The 13896-nt window shown below is 55.7% G+C and carries 17 protein-coding genes and 2 pseudogenes; 10 read left to right on the top strand and 9 right to left on the bottom strand.

The window, feature by feature from the left end:
• Positions 1-483 precede the first annotated feature (483 nt).
• Positions 484-849: pseudogene (locus tag CFBP5499_RS25480) on the top strand (transposase domain-containing protein); the annotation flags it as partial.
• Here the strand turns inward: CFBP5499_RS25480 and CFBP5499_RS25475 are convergent.
• Together CFBP5499_RS25475 and CFBP5499_RS25470 are read right to left on the bottom strand one after the other, a co-directional pair.
• Complete coding sequence (locus CFBP5499_RS25475; RefSeq protein ID WP_130932573.1) at positions 809-1165, bottom strand: hypothetical protein; 357 nt, start codon at positions 1163-1165, stop codon at positions 809-811. The pseudogene CFBP5499_RS25480 and the gene CFBP5499_RS25475 sit on opposite strands and share 41 nt — an antisense overlap.
• Positions 1166-1395: 230 nt before the next feature.
• Positions 1396-1713, bottom strand: a complete 318-nt coding sequence (locus CFBP5499_RS25470) for a hypothetical protein (protein WP_233284247.1) — start codon at positions 1711-1713, stop codon at positions 1396-1398.
• Positions 1714-2358: 645 nt separating this feature from the next.
• On the opposite strand from CFBP5499_RS25470, the gene CFBP5499_RS25460 reads away from it, so the two are divergent.
• Positions 2359-2658 carry a HigA family addiction module antitoxin gene (locus CFBP5499_RS25460; RefSeq protein WP_080830072.1) on the top strand — a complete coding sequence of 100 codons (300 nt, stop codon included), beginning with the start codon at positions 2359-2361 and terminating at the stop codon, positions 2656-2658.
• A 230-nt stretch (positions 2659-2888) separates the two neighbouring features.
• Here the strand turns inward: CFBP5499_RS25460 and CFBP5499_RS25455 are convergent, their stop codons facing one another.
• Positions 2889-3266, bottom strand: coding sequence for a hypothetical protein (locus tag CFBP5499_RS25455; protein WP_080830071.1), 378 nt, complete (start codon positions 3264-3266; stop codon positions 2889-2891).
• 265 nt (positions 3267-3531) lie between these two features.
• Here CFBP5499_RS25455 and CFBP5499_RS25450 point away from each other — a divergent pair, with 265 nt between their 5' ends.
• Both CFBP5499_RS25450 and CFBP5499_RS25445 read left to right on the top strand, forming a co-directional pair.
• Positions 3532-4860 carry a type II toxin-antitoxin system HipA family toxin gene (locus CFBP5499_RS25450; protein ID WP_080830070.1) on the top strand — a complete coding sequence of 443 codons (1329 nt, stop codon included), beginning with the start codon at positions 3532-3534 and terminating at the stop codon, positions 4858-4860.
• Between the two features lie 14 nt (positions 4861-4874).
• Complete coding sequence (locus tag CFBP5499_RS25445) at positions 4875-5150, top strand: helix-turn-helix transcriptional regulator (RefSeq protein ID WP_080830069.1); 276 nt, start codon at positions 4875-4877, stop codon at positions 5148-5150.
• A 102-nt stretch (positions 5151-5252) separates the two neighbouring features.
• Here the strand turns inward: CFBP5499_RS25445 and CFBP5499_RS25440 are convergent.
• Positions 5253-5542: pseudogene (locus CFBP5499_RS25440) on the bottom strand (ATP-binding protein); the annotation flags it as partial.
• Positions 5543-5625: 83 nt separating this feature from the next.
• Between CFBP5499_RS25440 and CFBP5499_RS25435 the strand changes: the two are divergent.
• On the top strand, positions 5626-5859 hold the full coding sequence (locus CFBP5499_RS25435) for a transposase (protein WP_158523300.1): 234 nt from the start codon (positions 5626-5628) through the stop codon (positions 5857-5859).
• A 298-nt stretch (positions 5860-6157) separates the two neighbouring features.
• Here the strand turns inward: CFBP5499_RS25435 and CFBP5499_RS25430 are convergent, their stop codons facing one another.
• Both CFBP5499_RS25430 and CFBP5499_RS25425 read right to left on the bottom strand, forming a co-directional pair.
• Positions 6158-6721 carry a HipA N-terminal domain-containing protein gene (locus CFBP5499_RS25430; RefSeq protein WP_233284246.1) on the bottom strand — a complete coding sequence of 188 codons (564 nt, stop codon included), beginning with the start codon at positions 6719-6721 and terminating at the stop codon, positions 6158-6160.
• On the bottom strand, positions 6718-6990 hold the full coding sequence (locus CFBP5499_RS25425; RefSeq protein ID WP_080830074.1) for a helix-turn-helix transcriptional regulator: 273 nt from the start codon (positions 6988-6990) through the stop codon (positions 6718-6720). Before CFBP5499_RS25425 ends, CFBP5499_RS25430 begins: the two co-directional genes overlap by 4 nt.
• A gap of 428 nt (positions 6991-7418) precedes the next feature.
• On the opposite strand from CFBP5499_RS25425, the gene CFBP5499_RS25420 reads away from it, so the two are divergent.
• Positions 7419-7739, top strand: coding sequence for a hypothetical protein (locus CFBP5499_RS25420; protein WP_080830075.1), 321 nt, complete (start codon positions 7419-7421; stop codon positions 7737-7739).
• A gap of 67 nt (positions 7740-7806) precedes the next feature.
• Here CFBP5499_RS25420 and CFBP5499_RS25415 read toward each other — a convergent pair whose 3' ends face one another.
• Positions 7807-8292 (bottom strand): MerR family transcriptional regulator, encoded by a 486-nt coding sequence (locus CFBP5499_RS25415; RefSeq protein WP_080830076.1) that lies wholly within the window; start codon positions 8290-8292, stop codon positions 7807-7809.
• A gap of 72 nt (positions 8293-8364) precedes the next feature.
• Here CFBP5499_RS25415 and CFBP5499_RS25410 point away from each other — a divergent pair, with 72 nt between their 5' ends.
• On the top strand, positions 8365-9408 hold the full coding sequence (locus CFBP5499_RS25410; RefSeq protein ID WP_137066329.1) for an SDR family oxidoreductase: 1044 nt from the start codon (positions 8365-8367) through the stop codon (positions 9406-9408).
• Positions 9409-9689: 281 nt separating this feature from the next.
• On the opposite strand, the gene CFBP5499_RS25405 is transcribed toward CFBP5499_RS25410, so the two are convergent.
• The gene (locus tag CFBP5499_RS25405) at positions 9690-9929 is read right to left on the bottom strand and encodes an AbrB/MazE/SpoVT family DNA-binding domain-containing protein (protein WP_080830068.1); all 240 of its coding nucleotides are present in this window, start codon (positions 9927-9929) and stop codon (positions 9690-9692) included.
• A gap of 187 nt (positions 9930-10116) precedes the next feature.
• Between CFBP5499_RS25405 and CFBP5499_RS30810 the strand changes: the two genes are divergently transcribed.
• The gene (locus tag CFBP5499_RS30810; RefSeq protein WP_256387189.1) at positions 10117-10245 is read left to right on the top strand and encodes a hypothetical protein; all 129 of its coding nucleotides are present in this window, start codon (positions 10117-10119) and stop codon (positions 10243-10245) included.
• A gap of 105 nt (positions 10246-10350) precedes the next feature.
• Here CFBP5499_RS30810 and CFBP5499_RS25400 read toward each other — a convergent pair whose 3' ends face one another.
• Entirely contained in the window at positions 10351-11118 is a 768-nt protein-coding gene (locus CFBP5499_RS25400) for a hypothetical protein (RefSeq protein ID WP_137066473.1), read from the bottom strand.
• A 646-nt stretch (positions 11119-11764) separates the two neighbouring features.
• Here CFBP5499_RS25400 and CFBP5499_RS25390 point away from each other — a divergent pair.
• The gene (locus tag CFBP5499_RS25390) at positions 11765-12331 is read left to right on the top strand and encodes an AAA family ATPase (protein ID WP_080827583.1); all 567 of its coding nucleotides are present in this window, start codon (positions 11765-11767) and stop codon (positions 12329-12331) included.
• A gap of 276 nt (positions 12332-12607) precedes the next feature.
• Positions 12608-13678 (top strand): nucleotidyltransferase family protein, encoded by a 1071-nt coding sequence (locus tag CFBP5499_RS25380; RefSeq protein WP_080827584.1) that lies wholly within the window; start codon positions 12608-12610, stop codon positions 13676-13678.
• The last annotated feature ends 218 nt before the right edge of the window (positions 13679-13896 follow it).

Genomic DNA, 13896 nt, shown 5'->3' with positions numbered 1-13896 from the left:
TCTGATTGGAAGGTGGTTGAAAAGGCGATGGAAATTGATGGCGATCAATCGTAATAACAATATCATGATATTGTTATTACGATTGATCGCCATCAATTTCCATCGCCTTTTCAACCACCTTCCAATCAGATTCCTCTCAGTTTCACCTATAAATAACTCGCTCGCCTTATAAAAAACATATATAAAATTGCCTGTTTATAATAGCCAAAATTGCCCGCCTGTTAATCAAGCAAACTCCGCCAATCAAGTTCCTTACCTTTCCCTCAATAATGGTGCACTTACAATAATTTATATTTTTTGCTAAATCCCAAGAAAATGATATGCTCATCACCAATCCTCCCCCACCATAACTCAATCGCGCCACACCACTCGATCATTTACTTCAGTCTACAACTAGTAATTAATTCCATGCTTAAAGTATAAATATAATAATATATGTATTAATTGAATTAAAATTAGCAAAAAATTCCAAAAACACACATCCTGAAGCGCGCTGACAATCAAATCCCAACGCTCCGTTGGCGATGGACATCGCGCTGCCGTTTCCTTGGTGACGGTAGTATCGAGATCGACAATAATGCTGCTGAACGAGCGATCCGGCCCATTGCGCTCGGACGCAAGAATTGGCTGTTCGCCGGATCGAACAAGGGGGGTGAACGGGCCGCTACCATTCTGTCGTTGATCGAAACTGCAAAGCTTAACGGTCTCGATCCGGAGGCTTACCTACGGTACGTCCTTACCCGAATTGCCGATCATCGGATCAATGAAATCGGCAAGCTATTGCCGTGGAACATTGCAGCCAACCCACCTAGCCAGGAAATCGCTGGTCGCAACGTCGGGCAAAATTAATCACAAGCGCGGCATCTTTCTCAGCAATAGCGGCCAAGGAATCTACATGCTTTTGCATGTAGGCTTCTGCATCGCTTTTAGATCGCTGAGATTGCTCGAAAATGCCTTCCGCCTGAGCACCTAGCTTGTCGAATTTTGTTTGGTAGCCTGCGGATTTCTTGGCGTCGCCAACTTCCTGATAAACCTTTGCCATGATCGCAAAGGCCGCTCCACACTGGAAAGGATGCTCGTCTGAATTGGGTCCAAGTTCCGCTGAACTTTGACCGTAGCTCGGCGTTGCAATAGCCCCGACCAGAAGCAAAACAATTGCACGCATCAAAAGCCCAACCCCTTCACGCCGAAGTTGTTACTCTAGCATCGCAGACTCAGAAAATGCCATCCCATGTCTGGAAAATCAGTTAACCGGACGCTTACTATTCAGGTAATCATGCCTGCTGCCATTTGATACCGTTTGCATCGCCGACCATCCGATCAACAGGATCGAAGAACTGCTCCCGTGGAGCATGCGGCATCAAGATCGATAGTATCTGTCGCGCCGGCAAAAGATCACTCGCTGCGCGACGGGCGGCCCTTCAATATCAGGACCAGGAAGGCGGCAACACCCAAGGCGGTAATGAAGGCAGCCCCTAAGCCAACAATGAGCGTCATGGTGTAGAATTCGAAAGGTTCTTCTTTCGCGGTTGCAATGACCGCCCCGCGATTGCGGACTTCGCCGGCAATGATCGCCTCGATAACCTTGTAGAGGACTCCGGGACCAGACACCGCTAGACCGATTGCAGCAATGATTTTACTGAGGCGGGGAAACGGCCCCACGGAGAGAAGAAACGCAAGAATACGGACATAGTCCCGCAGAAAGGCCACCATACCCCTTCCGAATCTTGACAGCATCCCCCGAGGTGGTGAGCGACCCTCATCTCGGAGCGCTTCGACCTCTCGGAGTTTATCTAGTAGCCGTTTCGTTGTTCTGGGCATTCGCTCATATTGGCTGCTTTGACGCGATCAAACGACAAGTTATCGCACGAGCCGTTTCGGTAAAGTAAAGACGAGCCGTCAGCGCGAACCTGCCTCACCGGACGCTTACACTGCCGCCCAGTAACTCAGCGAATTGCCGGCCATTCAAAAAACGATCAGCCAATCCGGCTGCGGAGATCCGATCCATCGGAACATGATTCTTTAAGCCAGCAGATTACCATTCAGGAACTTGTCGAGTTCAGCGGTCCGGGATTTGGATAACTGAACTTCCTCAGCAAACTGAGACCACCGGTCTACGGCCGCTCTAACCTGTTCTATAACTTCCTGGGCATCCTGATCTGAAATCGAGGCTCCTCTGGAGACTGCCAGAAGGTGAGACATACCGGGATTTCTGCCTTCCCCGGCTATTGCTGCGCTGTGCTCTCCACCTGGAAAGCAGCTACGAAGCCGGTGCCGAGAGCGTTGAAATTACCGAATACCACTAAGCGATAACCTCATAGACAATCACGACAGTTCAGCCAAGGAGGGCTGGAGATCATGACAATCAGCAAATCCCCCGCGATCCATCCGGGCGAAATCCTGCGGCAACTCTATCTTGAACCACTGGATATGTCGCCATATGCCCTCGCAAAGCACCTCAACATTCCCAGAACACGCATAGAGCGGATTGTAACGGAAAAGCTCGGCATTACCGCTGACACTGCGCTGCGACTGGCAAAATTGTTTAAGACCACCCCTGAATACTGGCTGAATTTGCAAAACGCCTTCGACATCAAAAGCGCCGTAGCCGTACTGGAGGCCGACCTTGCCAACATCAAAGAACTGGAAGCCGCATAATTTTCACGTCTCCACCACAGGAAGCACTCACTCGCTGAAGTATGTGCCCACTATAATGGGTCAATTAACTGGGAAACCATCGATACTGCCCCACTATAATGGGTCAATATATGGGAATTGCCGCCCGCGCTGCGAGACGGCGAACACCAGACCCGGCTTGCCACTGTATTCGATGGAAAGAGCGAAGATGGCGGCGCGGAAACGAGCTTAGCGCCGCCTGCCCGGTTCTATTAGGACTTCATCTTTATCAACTCAGGAAAATCGTAGTACCGCAGCCGCTTGTCCCGGCAGCGGTAGTCATTCTTTGAGGCGTCCACGCTCACGTTCTGTTTTAAGGCCACACCGATATAGGACCAATCTGGGTTGGCACGTTCCGCCGTCCGCGTGCAAAAAGCGTAAATCCGCTTTTTAGGATCGAGCAGCACTACGCTCGAAATCTCGGCTTTCGTGAAATCCTCGGGTTTGATGGCTCCGCGCAAGGCGTCCACATATTCGCGTTTAATCGATTTGGACGGAGGGCGCTGCGAATCCAAAACAGATTGTGGTGCCGGAGTCTGGCAGCCAGCCAGTGTCATCGCGGCGGCACATAGAAGTAAAGCTGTCTTCATTCAATTCGATCCCCCAAAAATCAAAGCACGACACGCACAATATATCCTGCAAATACTGAGATAATATCCGCAGCGTACAGGTATCCACAGCCGATAGAAGCAAGGTCACTCTTAGGCAATAATCATCAAACAGGTTGCGGCACGCTTTCCGGTGAAGCGCTCTAAAACATTCGATGACTATGACAGGCGTCAGAATAATAGACCCACTAAAATGGGTTGATTAAGACAATTATTGGATTTATTGTCCCATTGAAGGGATCAATAAATGCGTTTCACTATTCAAACCCATTTTGACGACGTGTGGCATCATGCCGCCACACTGGAACTACGGGACGACACCGCCGGTTATCAGGGCGCGTCGATCGTCGACTACGATCTCGACTACTTTATAACACACGCATCAACGGACTACGCAGCTGGAAACGCGGTCCGCGATTATCGCGCCCTTTCTGTGCACTATCCGGTCGATCTCGAAAACAGGTACAGCACGACTTGGCCACCATTCCTTCTTGATCTGATGCCGCAAGGGCATGCACGCAGGAAACTGACCGAACATCTCGGCCTGAACGAAGGCGCTCGCGGCTCGGACCTCCCACTGCTCCTGCGATCAGCCACGGGCGGCATCGGCAATATCCGGCTTCAGGAAGCCGCTGACGCGGAGGTGGCGCGGCTAAAAGGAGTGCAGCGCCAGGGCGTCACGGAAGCTGAAATACTTGAACGGTCGGACCGATTCATGGAAGTTGCCGACCGCTTCGCGATGCTCGCCTCGGGCTCAAGCGGATTGCAGGGCGAATGGCCAAAAGTCTCCATGACCCAGGCGGCCGACGGTCTCTATTATCCCGACAGCTTCGTGACCGACGAGGAAGCCGCGCGCCACATTATCGTCAAGCTCGTGCGCAGCAACGATCCTGCCGACCGGATGATTCTTGAAGGCGAGGCCCTTTATGCGCGGATCGCCCAAGAGATCGGGCTGAATGTCGCCGAACCATCGGTATACGCCGAGGGAGTACTGATTATCCCCCGCTTTGACAGGAAGCGGAGCAAAACCGGTAAAATCGTGAGACTGGGTCAGGAAAGCTTGGTGGCAACGATCGGCGTAGCGGAATTCGGTTATATCGGTACGCATGAGGCCTACATTAACAGCCTGCGCAAATATTCTGCCGATCCTGTTGCAGATACAGTTGAGTACCTGAAGCGCGACATAGCCAATCTGGCGCTTGGCAACCCCGATAACCACGGCCGAAATTCCGCCCTTAGCAAACATGAAGACGGCACTGTCCGGTTATCTCCTCTTTTTGACTTCGCGCCCATGAGACTGGCCAGAGAAGGAATTGTCCGCTCTACACGTTGGGCAATGATGCGGGATTCTGGCCGGGATCATCTGCCAGACTGGAAAGAAATCTGCATCCGTCTTTTTCCGGATACGAATGACCGGCAACTAGTTTTCAGTGAGCTTTGCGAATTCGCGGAACGTCTCCAACAAGTACCCCGTGTCGCGCAGGGCATGGGAGCGCCGCCCGAAATTGTGGAACGTGCCATGAGCCGATGCACAGAAATCGCGCAGAGCGTTCAGACTTCCCTGTCACAAAACTGAGCAAGGGCCATACCATGCCACGGTGGAAGAAGCCGACCAAAGAAGAAATACTCCAAAACCGTCGCGACCTTGCCGAGCGGGTACGTCTTGGCGAATTACGTCTGCCTGCCGCAGTGGCGGAAATCCGCAAGGGCCTCGGGCTGACGCAGGAGGAGTTTGCGACGATGTTGTCACTGACTAGGCGCCAAGTCGCCGAGATCGAAACTGGCGCAGCAAATCCGACACTTGACACGCTCGAAAAAGTCGGGCGGCTGTTTGGATTTAGCGTCGGCTTCGTGCCCCGGGCATGAACCGGATCCCTCAACAACTTTGGCTCAAAGCCTGTCCGTGCATAACCCGGCAAGTGCGATAAACCGCCCTTGCAATCCTTATCGACCTCATGTCTTACTTTTGAAAAAAGCCATCCGCTCCTGGAGCTGGCCCTCCCGTTGGGAACGGGCCAGCGAACCGATGAGGTCGGCAAGGTTCGTGAAGTAGACGCTCTTTCCGGCTTTGACGGCTTCGACGCCCAGCGCCGTGGCAAGATGACTCTTTCCTGTCCCAGGAGCGCCGAGGAAATGTACGGCCTCGTGTCGATCGACAAAGCCGAGCTGCGCCAGGGTGAAGATGCGATCGCGGTCGAGCTAAGACTGGAAGGTAAAGGCGAAGCCAGCGAGTGTTTGATCATCGCAAGCCTGCCCATTCACAGTAAGCCCACGGTGAAGGCCGCCTTGTGAGATGGCGCTGAACATCGGAAGTCCTAGTGGTAACACTAGGGATAGTCCTATGACTAAGCATTCGATTGAAGTCATCACGTCTGTGGAGCGGCGCCGTCGCTGGTCTCGCGAAGAGAAAGAGCGGATAGTTGCCGCCTGCCTTGAGCGTGATGCGGTGATCTCCGAGATTGCCCGCGCAGCCGGCATTCATGTCAGCCAGTTATTTCGTTGGCGAAAGGAGCTCTGCCAGATCGAGGTTTCGACGACTGAGATGGGAACCACGTTGGTGCCGGTGATCGTGTAATTGGCTGGACCCAGAAGCGTAAGCCCTGCCGGTTCAACGATATCCACGTAATTCACGTCCAGTTTGTCCAAATCACCGACGTCGAAAAATCGCGTTCCACGATATATTTCTTGTTTCACTTTCCATTGTCGCTCAGCCTTAAAACTGCCGGGTCTGGTAGAGCATATACGCCATACAATAGCAGTGATCAGATCTCTGTATGTTTCAGGACCGGGTACCCTTCCTGTAAACCGATCTCTGTTTTCTCGGCTGCGCATGACAAAATCTGGATAGAGGCCCTCCAAACTGAACCCAGATTTCAACTCATGGGGAAGCACATCGTCCAGTTCCCTGCAAGGCGTTTCGTATCCGGCTTCAGGATATGCGTGGATGGCGTCCCATCGAGCGGAACTGAAATACGGCCATCCCCGTCTACAAAAACCGGCAGTTTCTCCTGGACGCCCGCAAGCGACATGGAAACGCCGCGTTCCCCGACCAGAAAGGGTTTGGCGGGAAGTTCATTGAGAATACGCTCCAGCGTCTGCTCATCCGGAACCGGCTCCAGGTTGATGCCCGCTTTGCGCGGCGCCCCGATCGACAGTGCCCCCGCCGTGTCACGTCCGATATGACCAAGCAGACCGACTATGTCTTGCGGAGAAACCTTGAGCCGCTGGCCGATCTCGGCAAGATGTGTTTCGGGAAGCAGATTGGCAAGCCAGGGCAGCAGCTTCGCAGCACCCACGGGGCCGGAACGCAGCGGCATGGTGAGCGACACAGGAAAGGCAGAGCGGCGTGCTTCCCAGCCCGCATCGTAGTCCAGTCTCCATTCGCCTTCAAAAGTCAGACGGGCGACAGGCAAAGTCTCGTAGAAGACGGTTGTCATCGATCAGCACCGAACGTCGGCAGGAAGTTGAGGTCATCGTCCGGTGTAGAGGACACAGTCTGAACCCTCTTGAGATCGCCAATCTCCATTCCGACCGTACGCGCGACGATCAACGTCTTTTCGAGCTGACAGCTCGGCTTGCCAGCCTCAAGCTCGACGATGAAGCGTTCACCCGTTCCAGAACGGGCAGCAAGCTGGGTTTGCGTCCAGCCCAGAGCTTTGCGTCTTTCCCTGATAGCAGTGCCGAAATCGCGCGCTGACCGGAACATCGTTTACCTCCATCGGATTACTTACCGTACAGGAAGATTGTGGAGAGATCAATACAATGCTTCCCGATCGGTAAGATTATCGTTTTATCGTATTAAATCATCCTGATCGGGAAATCTCGCGTCCGAGGAAGCATCCTTTGAAATCCGGTATCGTGTATGGCCCGGTGACTCGTATACCGGACTGGATTCCAATCAGAAGACTCAACTCAATTGAGTAAGATGCGTGCCTCATGTTTTACTCTCAAAACTTTTTCCAATAGCATGATAAAAATACGAATAATGAAGATGATACTCTGTGAAACAGCTCGCCCCAGTCTCCAACACACCGTGATGCATCGGCGTCACAGCCTGGCGTCGACTTCGGGGCCTGAAGCTCACTTCGAAGGTCTTCCGTTGACGCCAGCCAGCCAACCCGGCAACCTCCCGGCATGACCCTGACGAACAGCTTCATTGCCGAACTTGTCCGTGACGCCAACAGGCTCGATCACCTTGATGGCTATCAGAAACGCCGCATGCTCGAACGAGCTGTTACCACAATCCGCGACATGCGCGAAACAATCGGTATTCCCTCCGGTCCCGGCCGCGACAGTCTCATCGACATCCAAACCGTTGCCCTGTCAATCGAACGGGGATGGCGCAGCGATGAAGAGGTGCGAAGCGCTCTGCTGCAGGCAGCAGCCATGATCCGGGATTTGCATATAGTGCTCGACAGCAGAACCGAAATCAACTTCGCCAAACCCACCGGTTGATAGCGCCCTCGTCTCGCCAAATATACGGAAAACGTCACCGGGAATGAAACAATATCCGGAAGGATGATCACCAGCTGCGAAATGCCTCAGGCAGCTTGATCTCCTCGGTCGCTGCAACGGTCGCACGGCTGACCGCTGGCGTCGCGATCTCCGTCAGGCAAAGGTCTTCTCCGGAGAACCGGGGTTCGTCGCCGGGCTTGCCGCGCGCCATCCAGTTGCGCTTGGCGTGCAGATAATCAAGCAGCCTCGCAAGCTCTGCGGCCTTCTGTTCCAGTCTTGCGACCTGCGTATCGATGATCGCGATCTCCCGCTCAGCGGACAGGCCGTCGCTGAGAAGTTCGCTGGCGATCGCGGCGATCTCCTTGAGCGGCATGCCCAGTGACTGTGCAAAGCGGATCATCAGCGCAGTGGAGACATCCCGCTCGCTGAAAATCTGGTAGGGGTTGCGACCACCCTTTGCGCCTGATTTTGGCGCCAACAGGCCCTTGCGGACATAAAAGCGCACAGTGTCCTGGCTGAGACCGGCCCGGGCAGCAAATTCTCCAATCAACATTGTTGACACCACTTGACCATGGACCATGGTCCAATCTTATAGAGCAGACTCCCTCAATTGTGGAGTTAAATGATGACAGACGATCAAACCACGCCGAAAGGCGCACCCCTCGCTTTTGTGACAGGGGCGACGGGACTTCTCGGCAACAATCTGGTGCGGGCACTCATCGCTGCGGGCTGGCGCGTACGCGCACTGGTGCGGTCCCCGGACAAGGCACGTCAGCAATTCGCCGACCTCGACCTGGAGATCGTGTCTGGCGACATACTCGACGCGCCGGGTTACGCGCCGGCGCTCGCGGGTGTCGATACCATCTACCATACAGCCGCTTATTTCCGCGATTCCTACAAGGGCGGTCGACACTGGGACGCACTCTACGCGGCCAATGTCGAAGGTACGCGCCATTTGCTTGAGCAGGCTTATCAAATGGGCGTGCGGCGTTTCGTCCACACCAGTTCGATCGCCGTGCTCCATGGCACCCGCGGCGAAACTATTGATGAGACCATGCTGCGCGACCCACGCGACGCCGACGATTATTATCGCAGCAAGATCCTGTCCGAGCGCGTCGTACTCGGTTTTCTCAATGCCCATCCGGACTTTTGGGCGGCGATGGTGCTGCCCGGCTGGATGCATGGGCCGGGCGACATCGGACCAACCTCGGCGGGACAGACCGTCATCGATGTCGCGCTGCAGCGGCTGCCCGGAATACCGCCCGGCTCATTCTCGGTCGTCGATGCCCGCGATGTTGCGCAGGCGATGATCCTTGCCAGCGACCGGGGGCGGCGCGGCGAACGCTATCTCGCGGCCGGACGTCACATGACGATGGCCAGTCTCCTGCCCCAGATCGCGCAGCTGGCCGGTGTACCGGCACCAGGTCGCCGCATCCCGCTTTGGGCGATGCACCTGCTCGCCGCCGGTTACGAGGTCTACGCCCGACTAACGCGACGCCCGGTGCTGTTGAGCTGGGCCATGGTGCGCACTGTTGCCGACGAAAACGAGCGGTCGCGCTACGACCCGGCCAAGAGCGAACGCGAACTCGGTCTGCTTTTCCGGCCGGTCGCAGAAACCCTGCGCGACGAGGTGGCGTGGTTCCGCGCCAATGGACTCATACCGGAATGATCGCTTGATCCGATCCTCTTTCCGCAAGGGCGTATCGCTCAACAACCCGGACGGGGAGAAGAACAAAGGGATGGCTGCCAGACAGCACTGGCAACCATCCCGAAATCGCGGGCAGCGGAGACCTCATCTCCGGACTGTCTCGCCACGGCCGCCAGGTGCCTTCTGCCTCGTCACGCCAGACGGTTGCGCCTGAACCCTGGAACACCCGGAACTGGCTGTCAATTGACCCGGCGATGTCCATGCCGAAACCGTCGCCAGATCATACAAGACCTGCGTATCGACTATTGTTCGTTTTCGCCGCGGCTCATCACCATGACAGTATCGGTATCAAGGCCTTCACCAGCATGGCCGCGCAGTCTGCCAAAACGTGTTGGTGGTTGTTTGTTGTCAGCTCTGACCAGCATGAACCGCCCGTCCGGTCCGGGGACAAAACCGGCCAACCGTCCTGACACAATCCTGCAAAGCTCTCGTACGGCTGCCGGAACGGTCGCCTGAACTTTTGCGGCGACCGTCATTGTCATTCTATAGACCTCCAACCCAGGCACAGCGGATCCTCCGGCCTTTCCCTGGCTTCAACTTGCCAGCGCCACGAAACCGGTGTGTCGGGCAACGCGCCAAATCACACTGGCTATATTCAGCCTGCAAAGATTAGGGTTTCATTAACCATACGGAGCCACCCTCCTTGCACAGCAACGATGGAGGTTGGCTATGGCTTACGACTGGAACCGCAATGAACGCGACAGCAGATTTGATGAACTGGCGGCAGCTCTCATATTCTTCACCGTCGTCAGCCTGCTTCTGGCGTCCGCCTATCTTGTGACGAGCTTTGCCGGATAGGCAGGTTGTGTCTCGATAACGGGCGTCGCAGCGTTCCAGAGGCAGGGCAACGGCGCTTTCCACCAAGGACCGCTGCCGGGCTCTTTGAGCCAGCTCCAGCGTCGCTCACACGGCAATCCTGTCCGTTTCCTCCTGCGGCCGCCTCTCGCGCGTCTTTGGCCTCAGCAGGCGGATACGCGACTGCGGCTCAATCACAGACCAGTAGGGCTGTATCAGTTCACGCAGCATCCGGCGCAGTTCCGGCCAAGGGGTCTCCTCGTTGCGAAGCTCCGGATCGTACATCACCAGCATGCAATGCAGCTTGGCGGCAATGTCGTGGATGTAATAGGGCTGCAGCGAAATCAGCACACGCCCGGCAATGCCCTCGAACCGGGCAAGGTCCTGCGTCTTGGCAAGGCTTGTGCTGTAGCCGATGCGACGGTCGGCCGCATTCCATACCCGCCTCAGTCTCAGCAATTCCAGACGCGCGCTCTCTGCCGCTTCAGCGCCAATCCGCGGCGCCAGTTCCCTGATCTCCTCGAAGGAGGACACAGTCCCGGGCGTTGCACCACCATCGTCGACGGCAATCACCACGGAAGGACGGCCGCCCGTCTCCTCGAGCAGTCGCGCTTCAAGTTCCCGGCATTCGCGCTCGGCAGCAAGGCGCTGCTGGTACATGTCGTACCAGTCCGGCCACAGCTCCCTGGCATGCACCGGTCCGGCAATGGTGCGCTTCGGAAGATCGTTGAGCAGCATCGGCAGGATCCGTGCAGCGAGCGGCAAAAGATTGCGCCGGTTGATCACGCTTGGCAGGTTGTCGACAAACGTCTCGTTGGGGAATGCATTTGCGCACGAAATTTTAGGTAAAGTTCTGCTATTCTCAGAATCAGCCATGATCCAAGCTCCAGCTAGCTAGATTGTGGTCAGGCTGGAGGGCGTGGGCAAACACGTTCTCCAGCTGCATTTCAGGCTACACAATAAACGTACCCATTTATTCTGTCAATAAACGGGGATGTTTATGTCGATGGTTTTGCTTTCGCGTAATAAATGGGGGCTAGTGCTACAACCGAATGGGACGTCCGCCACTTAAATTTCAAGAGACAAAAATTCGTATCTCATCAGAGATGAGAGCGAGGATACAGGCGTTGGTTGGCAACTACAGAATCTCCGCTTTCATCCGAGAAGCAATCGAACACGAGTTGGATCGTCGAGAAAAGGTTAAGTCAAAATCGGACAGATCTAACGAAGACAAGTGACCGCTCTCCTACGCGGCAATAAAAGACAATTGGCTTAGACGCCGCCAGTTAGCAAAAGCAATCGGCGTCAGATGTGGCGCGTCAGTTGTCGATCGACCGTCAAAAAAATGACGAAACGGCTATGGGGCTTTGCAAGAGAGCGTCAAGTACTAAAGCTTCAAGCCCGATCGCCGGAACAGCGATGACGTCCCGTGTTCCGCCACGAGTGCCACGACGCCCGTCAGGCGAATCCGTATCGACACCAACCGGTTGACGATTGATCTGGCAGCATCAAGGATTGAGGCATGACCATTAGTGATGATGTTTCCGGCCAAGTTCTTCTTCTCTCCGGCCATCCCGGTTCCGGCAAGTCCACCATAGCCGAAGCGCTGGCCCACTTGCCGGGCGTGCCAAAAGTTCATTTCCACAGCGATGATCTGTGGGGTTACATCAAGCACGGCCGTATCGATCCCTGGCTCCCGCAATCCCGTCAGCAGAACCGCATGATCATGCAGATCGCCGCCGACGTTGCAGGGCGCTACGCCGAGGCAGGTTATTTCGTCATCCTCGATGGCGTCGTGCGACCGGACTGGCTGCCGGCCTTCACGGCGCTTGCTCGCACGCTGCATTACATCGTACTGCGAACGACAGTGATGGAGGCGATCGAACGCTGTCAGGCGCGCGGCGGCGACAGCCTCAGCGACCCGCTTGTCGTGGCCGATCTTCACTCCCAGTTTGCCGATCTCGGCGCCTATGAGCACCACGCCCTCTCTGTGTCAGGCAAGGACGAACAGGCAGTTCTGCAATCGGTCATCAATGCGCTGCAATCGGCACGTTTCCGTATTGATGCCACGAGCGATGGCAATCGATAACAAACACCCATGTGAAGCACGCGTGTCTGTACCGACCGTTGATCTCTTCCGTCACGGCGAAACGGCCTGGAACTGCCTTGGCGGTTTCAGGGGCAACGGGGGACGCGTCCCAGCGGCCGGTTGCCATGCCAAACAGAAACAGTTATAAGGAATTTGATGTTTCCTTATAACGACTGCGCCAGCTGTCGCGATCCCGGCTATGCTGTCGCGATCCCGGTTATAAGGGAAAGATTGGAACCTTATAACAACATAAGTCCGCCGCAAGGATCGCTTGCCATGAAACAAATTGACCTCGCATACCGGACAATGTTCGCGGAATTGGCGCAGCGATCGTTCGACGCACAGTTCTCCACCGACTTCCCTCATAATGGACGGTTCGTGAACGTCCCCGTGAAAGGCAAGGGATACTGGTACTTCGAGTATCCGACGCCTGATGGCGACAAGCGGCGCTATGTAGGGCCGGAAGCAGATGAGGAAATAACCGCGAGAGTACACGCCCACAGGGAAGTCAAAGACGACCTCAGGGAGCGGCGTCGGCTCGTCAACGCACTGACACGAACGGGCGGCATGGCGTCGCCTGAACGTTTTGCGGGCGAAGTAACCAAAGCTCTCGCTGACGCCGGATTGTTTCGCCTTCGAGCCCTCATCATAGGCTCGGTTGCGTTCAGCTGCTATTCGGGGCTGCTAGGGGTTCGTCTTCCAAACGCCTCGCTCCAGACGGGCGACGCCGACTACGCCCAGGATTTCGCAATCAGCGCGGAAGTCGGGGACACCCTGCCACCGATCCTGGACGTCCTGCATACCGTCGATCCGTCCTTCAGGGCAGTGCCGCATCAGGCGGACAAGGCGCGTGTGGCCGCCTTCGTGAACTCGGGCAACTATCGCGTAGAGTTCCTGACGGGGAACCGCGGCTCGGACGACCATACGGGCAAGCCGTCACCCATGCCTGCTCTCGGCGGCGCGTCGGCAGAAAACCTTCGCTTCCTGGACTACCTGATCTACGAACCCGCGAGAACAGTGCTGCTGTACAGAGAAGGCGTGAGCGTCAATATCCCCGCTCCCGAGCGCTATGCCATTCACAAGTTGATTGTTGCGTCCCGGAGGCGCAACGATGCCCTGGGCAGGGCAAAGCGTGACAAGGATATTCAACAGGCATCGCTGCTGTCAGAGGCCCTGGTGGAAACACGGCAAGGATATTTGCTGGCCGACGCCTGGAACGAGGCGTGGGAGCGTGGTCCCGCATGGCAGGAAGCGATCACTTTAGGCCTTGCCATGATGCCGGATAAAGCCAGATCACCCCTGGCAGTCGCGCTCGGCGTTTCCGCCGCTGATCTGGGAAAAAGATGAGGGCTAACCTGGGTGCAGATGCTCGAACCTCCCGTTCCCCAGGACGGGTTCTGTCGGTTTCAGAAGACAGTTGCGATCTCATCGCCAACTGACCAGTCATAACCACAACTGTCCAGTCTCCCGGTCGTTATCCGTCGGCGAAACACACTCGCGGGCCACCCCCGAAACCTTGCCTCGACACTGACGCCAGAACAGGACTGACGTTCGTTCGACCACGG

Source organism: Agrobacterium tumefaciens (assembly GCF_005221325.1).
In the GTDB taxonomy this organism is placed as follows: domain Bacteria; phylum Pseudomonadota; class Alphaproteobacteria; order Rhizobiales; family Rhizobiaceae; genus Agrobacterium.
The sequence above is the reverse complement of the archived record's forward strand: the minus strand, read 5'-3'. Positions and strand labels throughout refer to the sequence as shown.

Excerpts from the sequence above, each read along its gene's own strand:
- CFBP5499_RS25420 (WP_080830075.1), top strand. The coding sequence starts at position 7,419 with ATGACCCTGACGAACAGCTTCATTGCCGAACTTGTCCGTGACGCCAAC.
- CFBP5499_RS25455 (WP_080830071.1), bottom strand. The coding sequence starts at position 3,266 with ATGAAGACAGCTTTACTTCTATGTGCCGCCGCGATGACACTGGCTGGC.
- CFBP5499_RS25405 (WP_080830068.1), bottom strand. The coding sequence starts at position 9,929 with ATGACAATGACGGTCGCCGCAAAAGTTCAGGCGACCGTTCCGGCAGCC.
- CFBP5499_RS25450 (WP_080830070.1), top strand. The coding sequence starts at position 3,532 with ATGCGTTTCACTATTCAAACCCATTTTGACGACGTGTGGCATCATGCC.
- CFBP5499_RS25425 (WP_080830074.1), bottom strand. The coding sequence starts at position 6,990 with ATGTTCCGGTCAGCGCGCGATTTCGGCACTGCTATCAGGGAAAGACGC.
- CFBP5499_RS25380 (WP_080827584.1), top strand. The coding sequence starts at position 12,608 with ATGAAACAAATTGACCTCGCATACCGGACAATGTTCGCGGAATTGGCG.
- CFBP5499_RS25460 (WP_080830072.1), top strand. The coding sequence starts at position 2,359 with ATGACAATCAGCAAATCCCCCGCGATCCATCCGGGCGAAATCCTGCGG.
- CFBP5499_RS25410 (WP_137066329.1), top strand. The coding sequence starts at position 8,365 with ATGACAGACGATCAAACCACGCCGAAAGGCGCACCCCTCGCTTTTGTG.
- CFBP5499_RS25415 (WP_080830076.1), bottom strand. The coding sequence starts at position 8,292 with ATGTTGATTGGAGAATTTGCTGCCCGGGCCGGTCTCAGCCAGGACACT.
- CFBP5499_RS25445 (WP_080830069.1), top strand. The coding sequence starts at position 4,875 with ATGCCACGGTGGAAGAAGCCGACCAAAGAAGAAATACTCCAAAACCGT.
- CFBP5499_RS25435 (WP_158523300.1), top strand. The coding sequence starts at position 5,626 with ATGACTAAGCATTCGATTGAAGTCATCACGTCTGTGGAGCGGCGCCGT.
- CFBP5499_RS25475 (WP_130932573.1), bottom strand. The coding sequence starts at position 1,165 with ATGCGTGCAATTGTTTTGCTTCTGGTCGGGGCTATTGCAACGCCGAGC.
- CFBP5499_RS30810 (WP_256387189.1), top strand. The coding sequence starts at position 10,117 with ATGGCTTACGACTGGAACCGCAATGAACGCGACAGCAGATTTGATGAA.
- CFBP5499_RS25400 (WP_137066473.1), bottom strand. The coding sequence starts at position 11,118 with ATGGCTGATTCTGAGAATAGCAGAACTTTACCTAAAATTTCGTGCGCA.
- CFBP5499_RS25430 (WP_233284246.1), bottom strand. The coding sequence starts at position 6,721 with ATGACAACCGTCTTCTACGAGACTTTGCCTGTCGCCCGTCTGACTTTT.
- CFBP5499_RS25390 (WP_080827583.1), top strand. The coding sequence starts at position 11,765 with ATGACCATTAGTGATGATGTTTCCGGCCAAGTTCTTCTTCTCTCCGGC.
- CFBP5499_RS25470 (WP_233284247.1), bottom strand. The coding sequence starts at position 1,713 with ATGGTGGCCTTTCTGCGGGACTATGTCCGTATTCTTGCGTTTCTTCTC.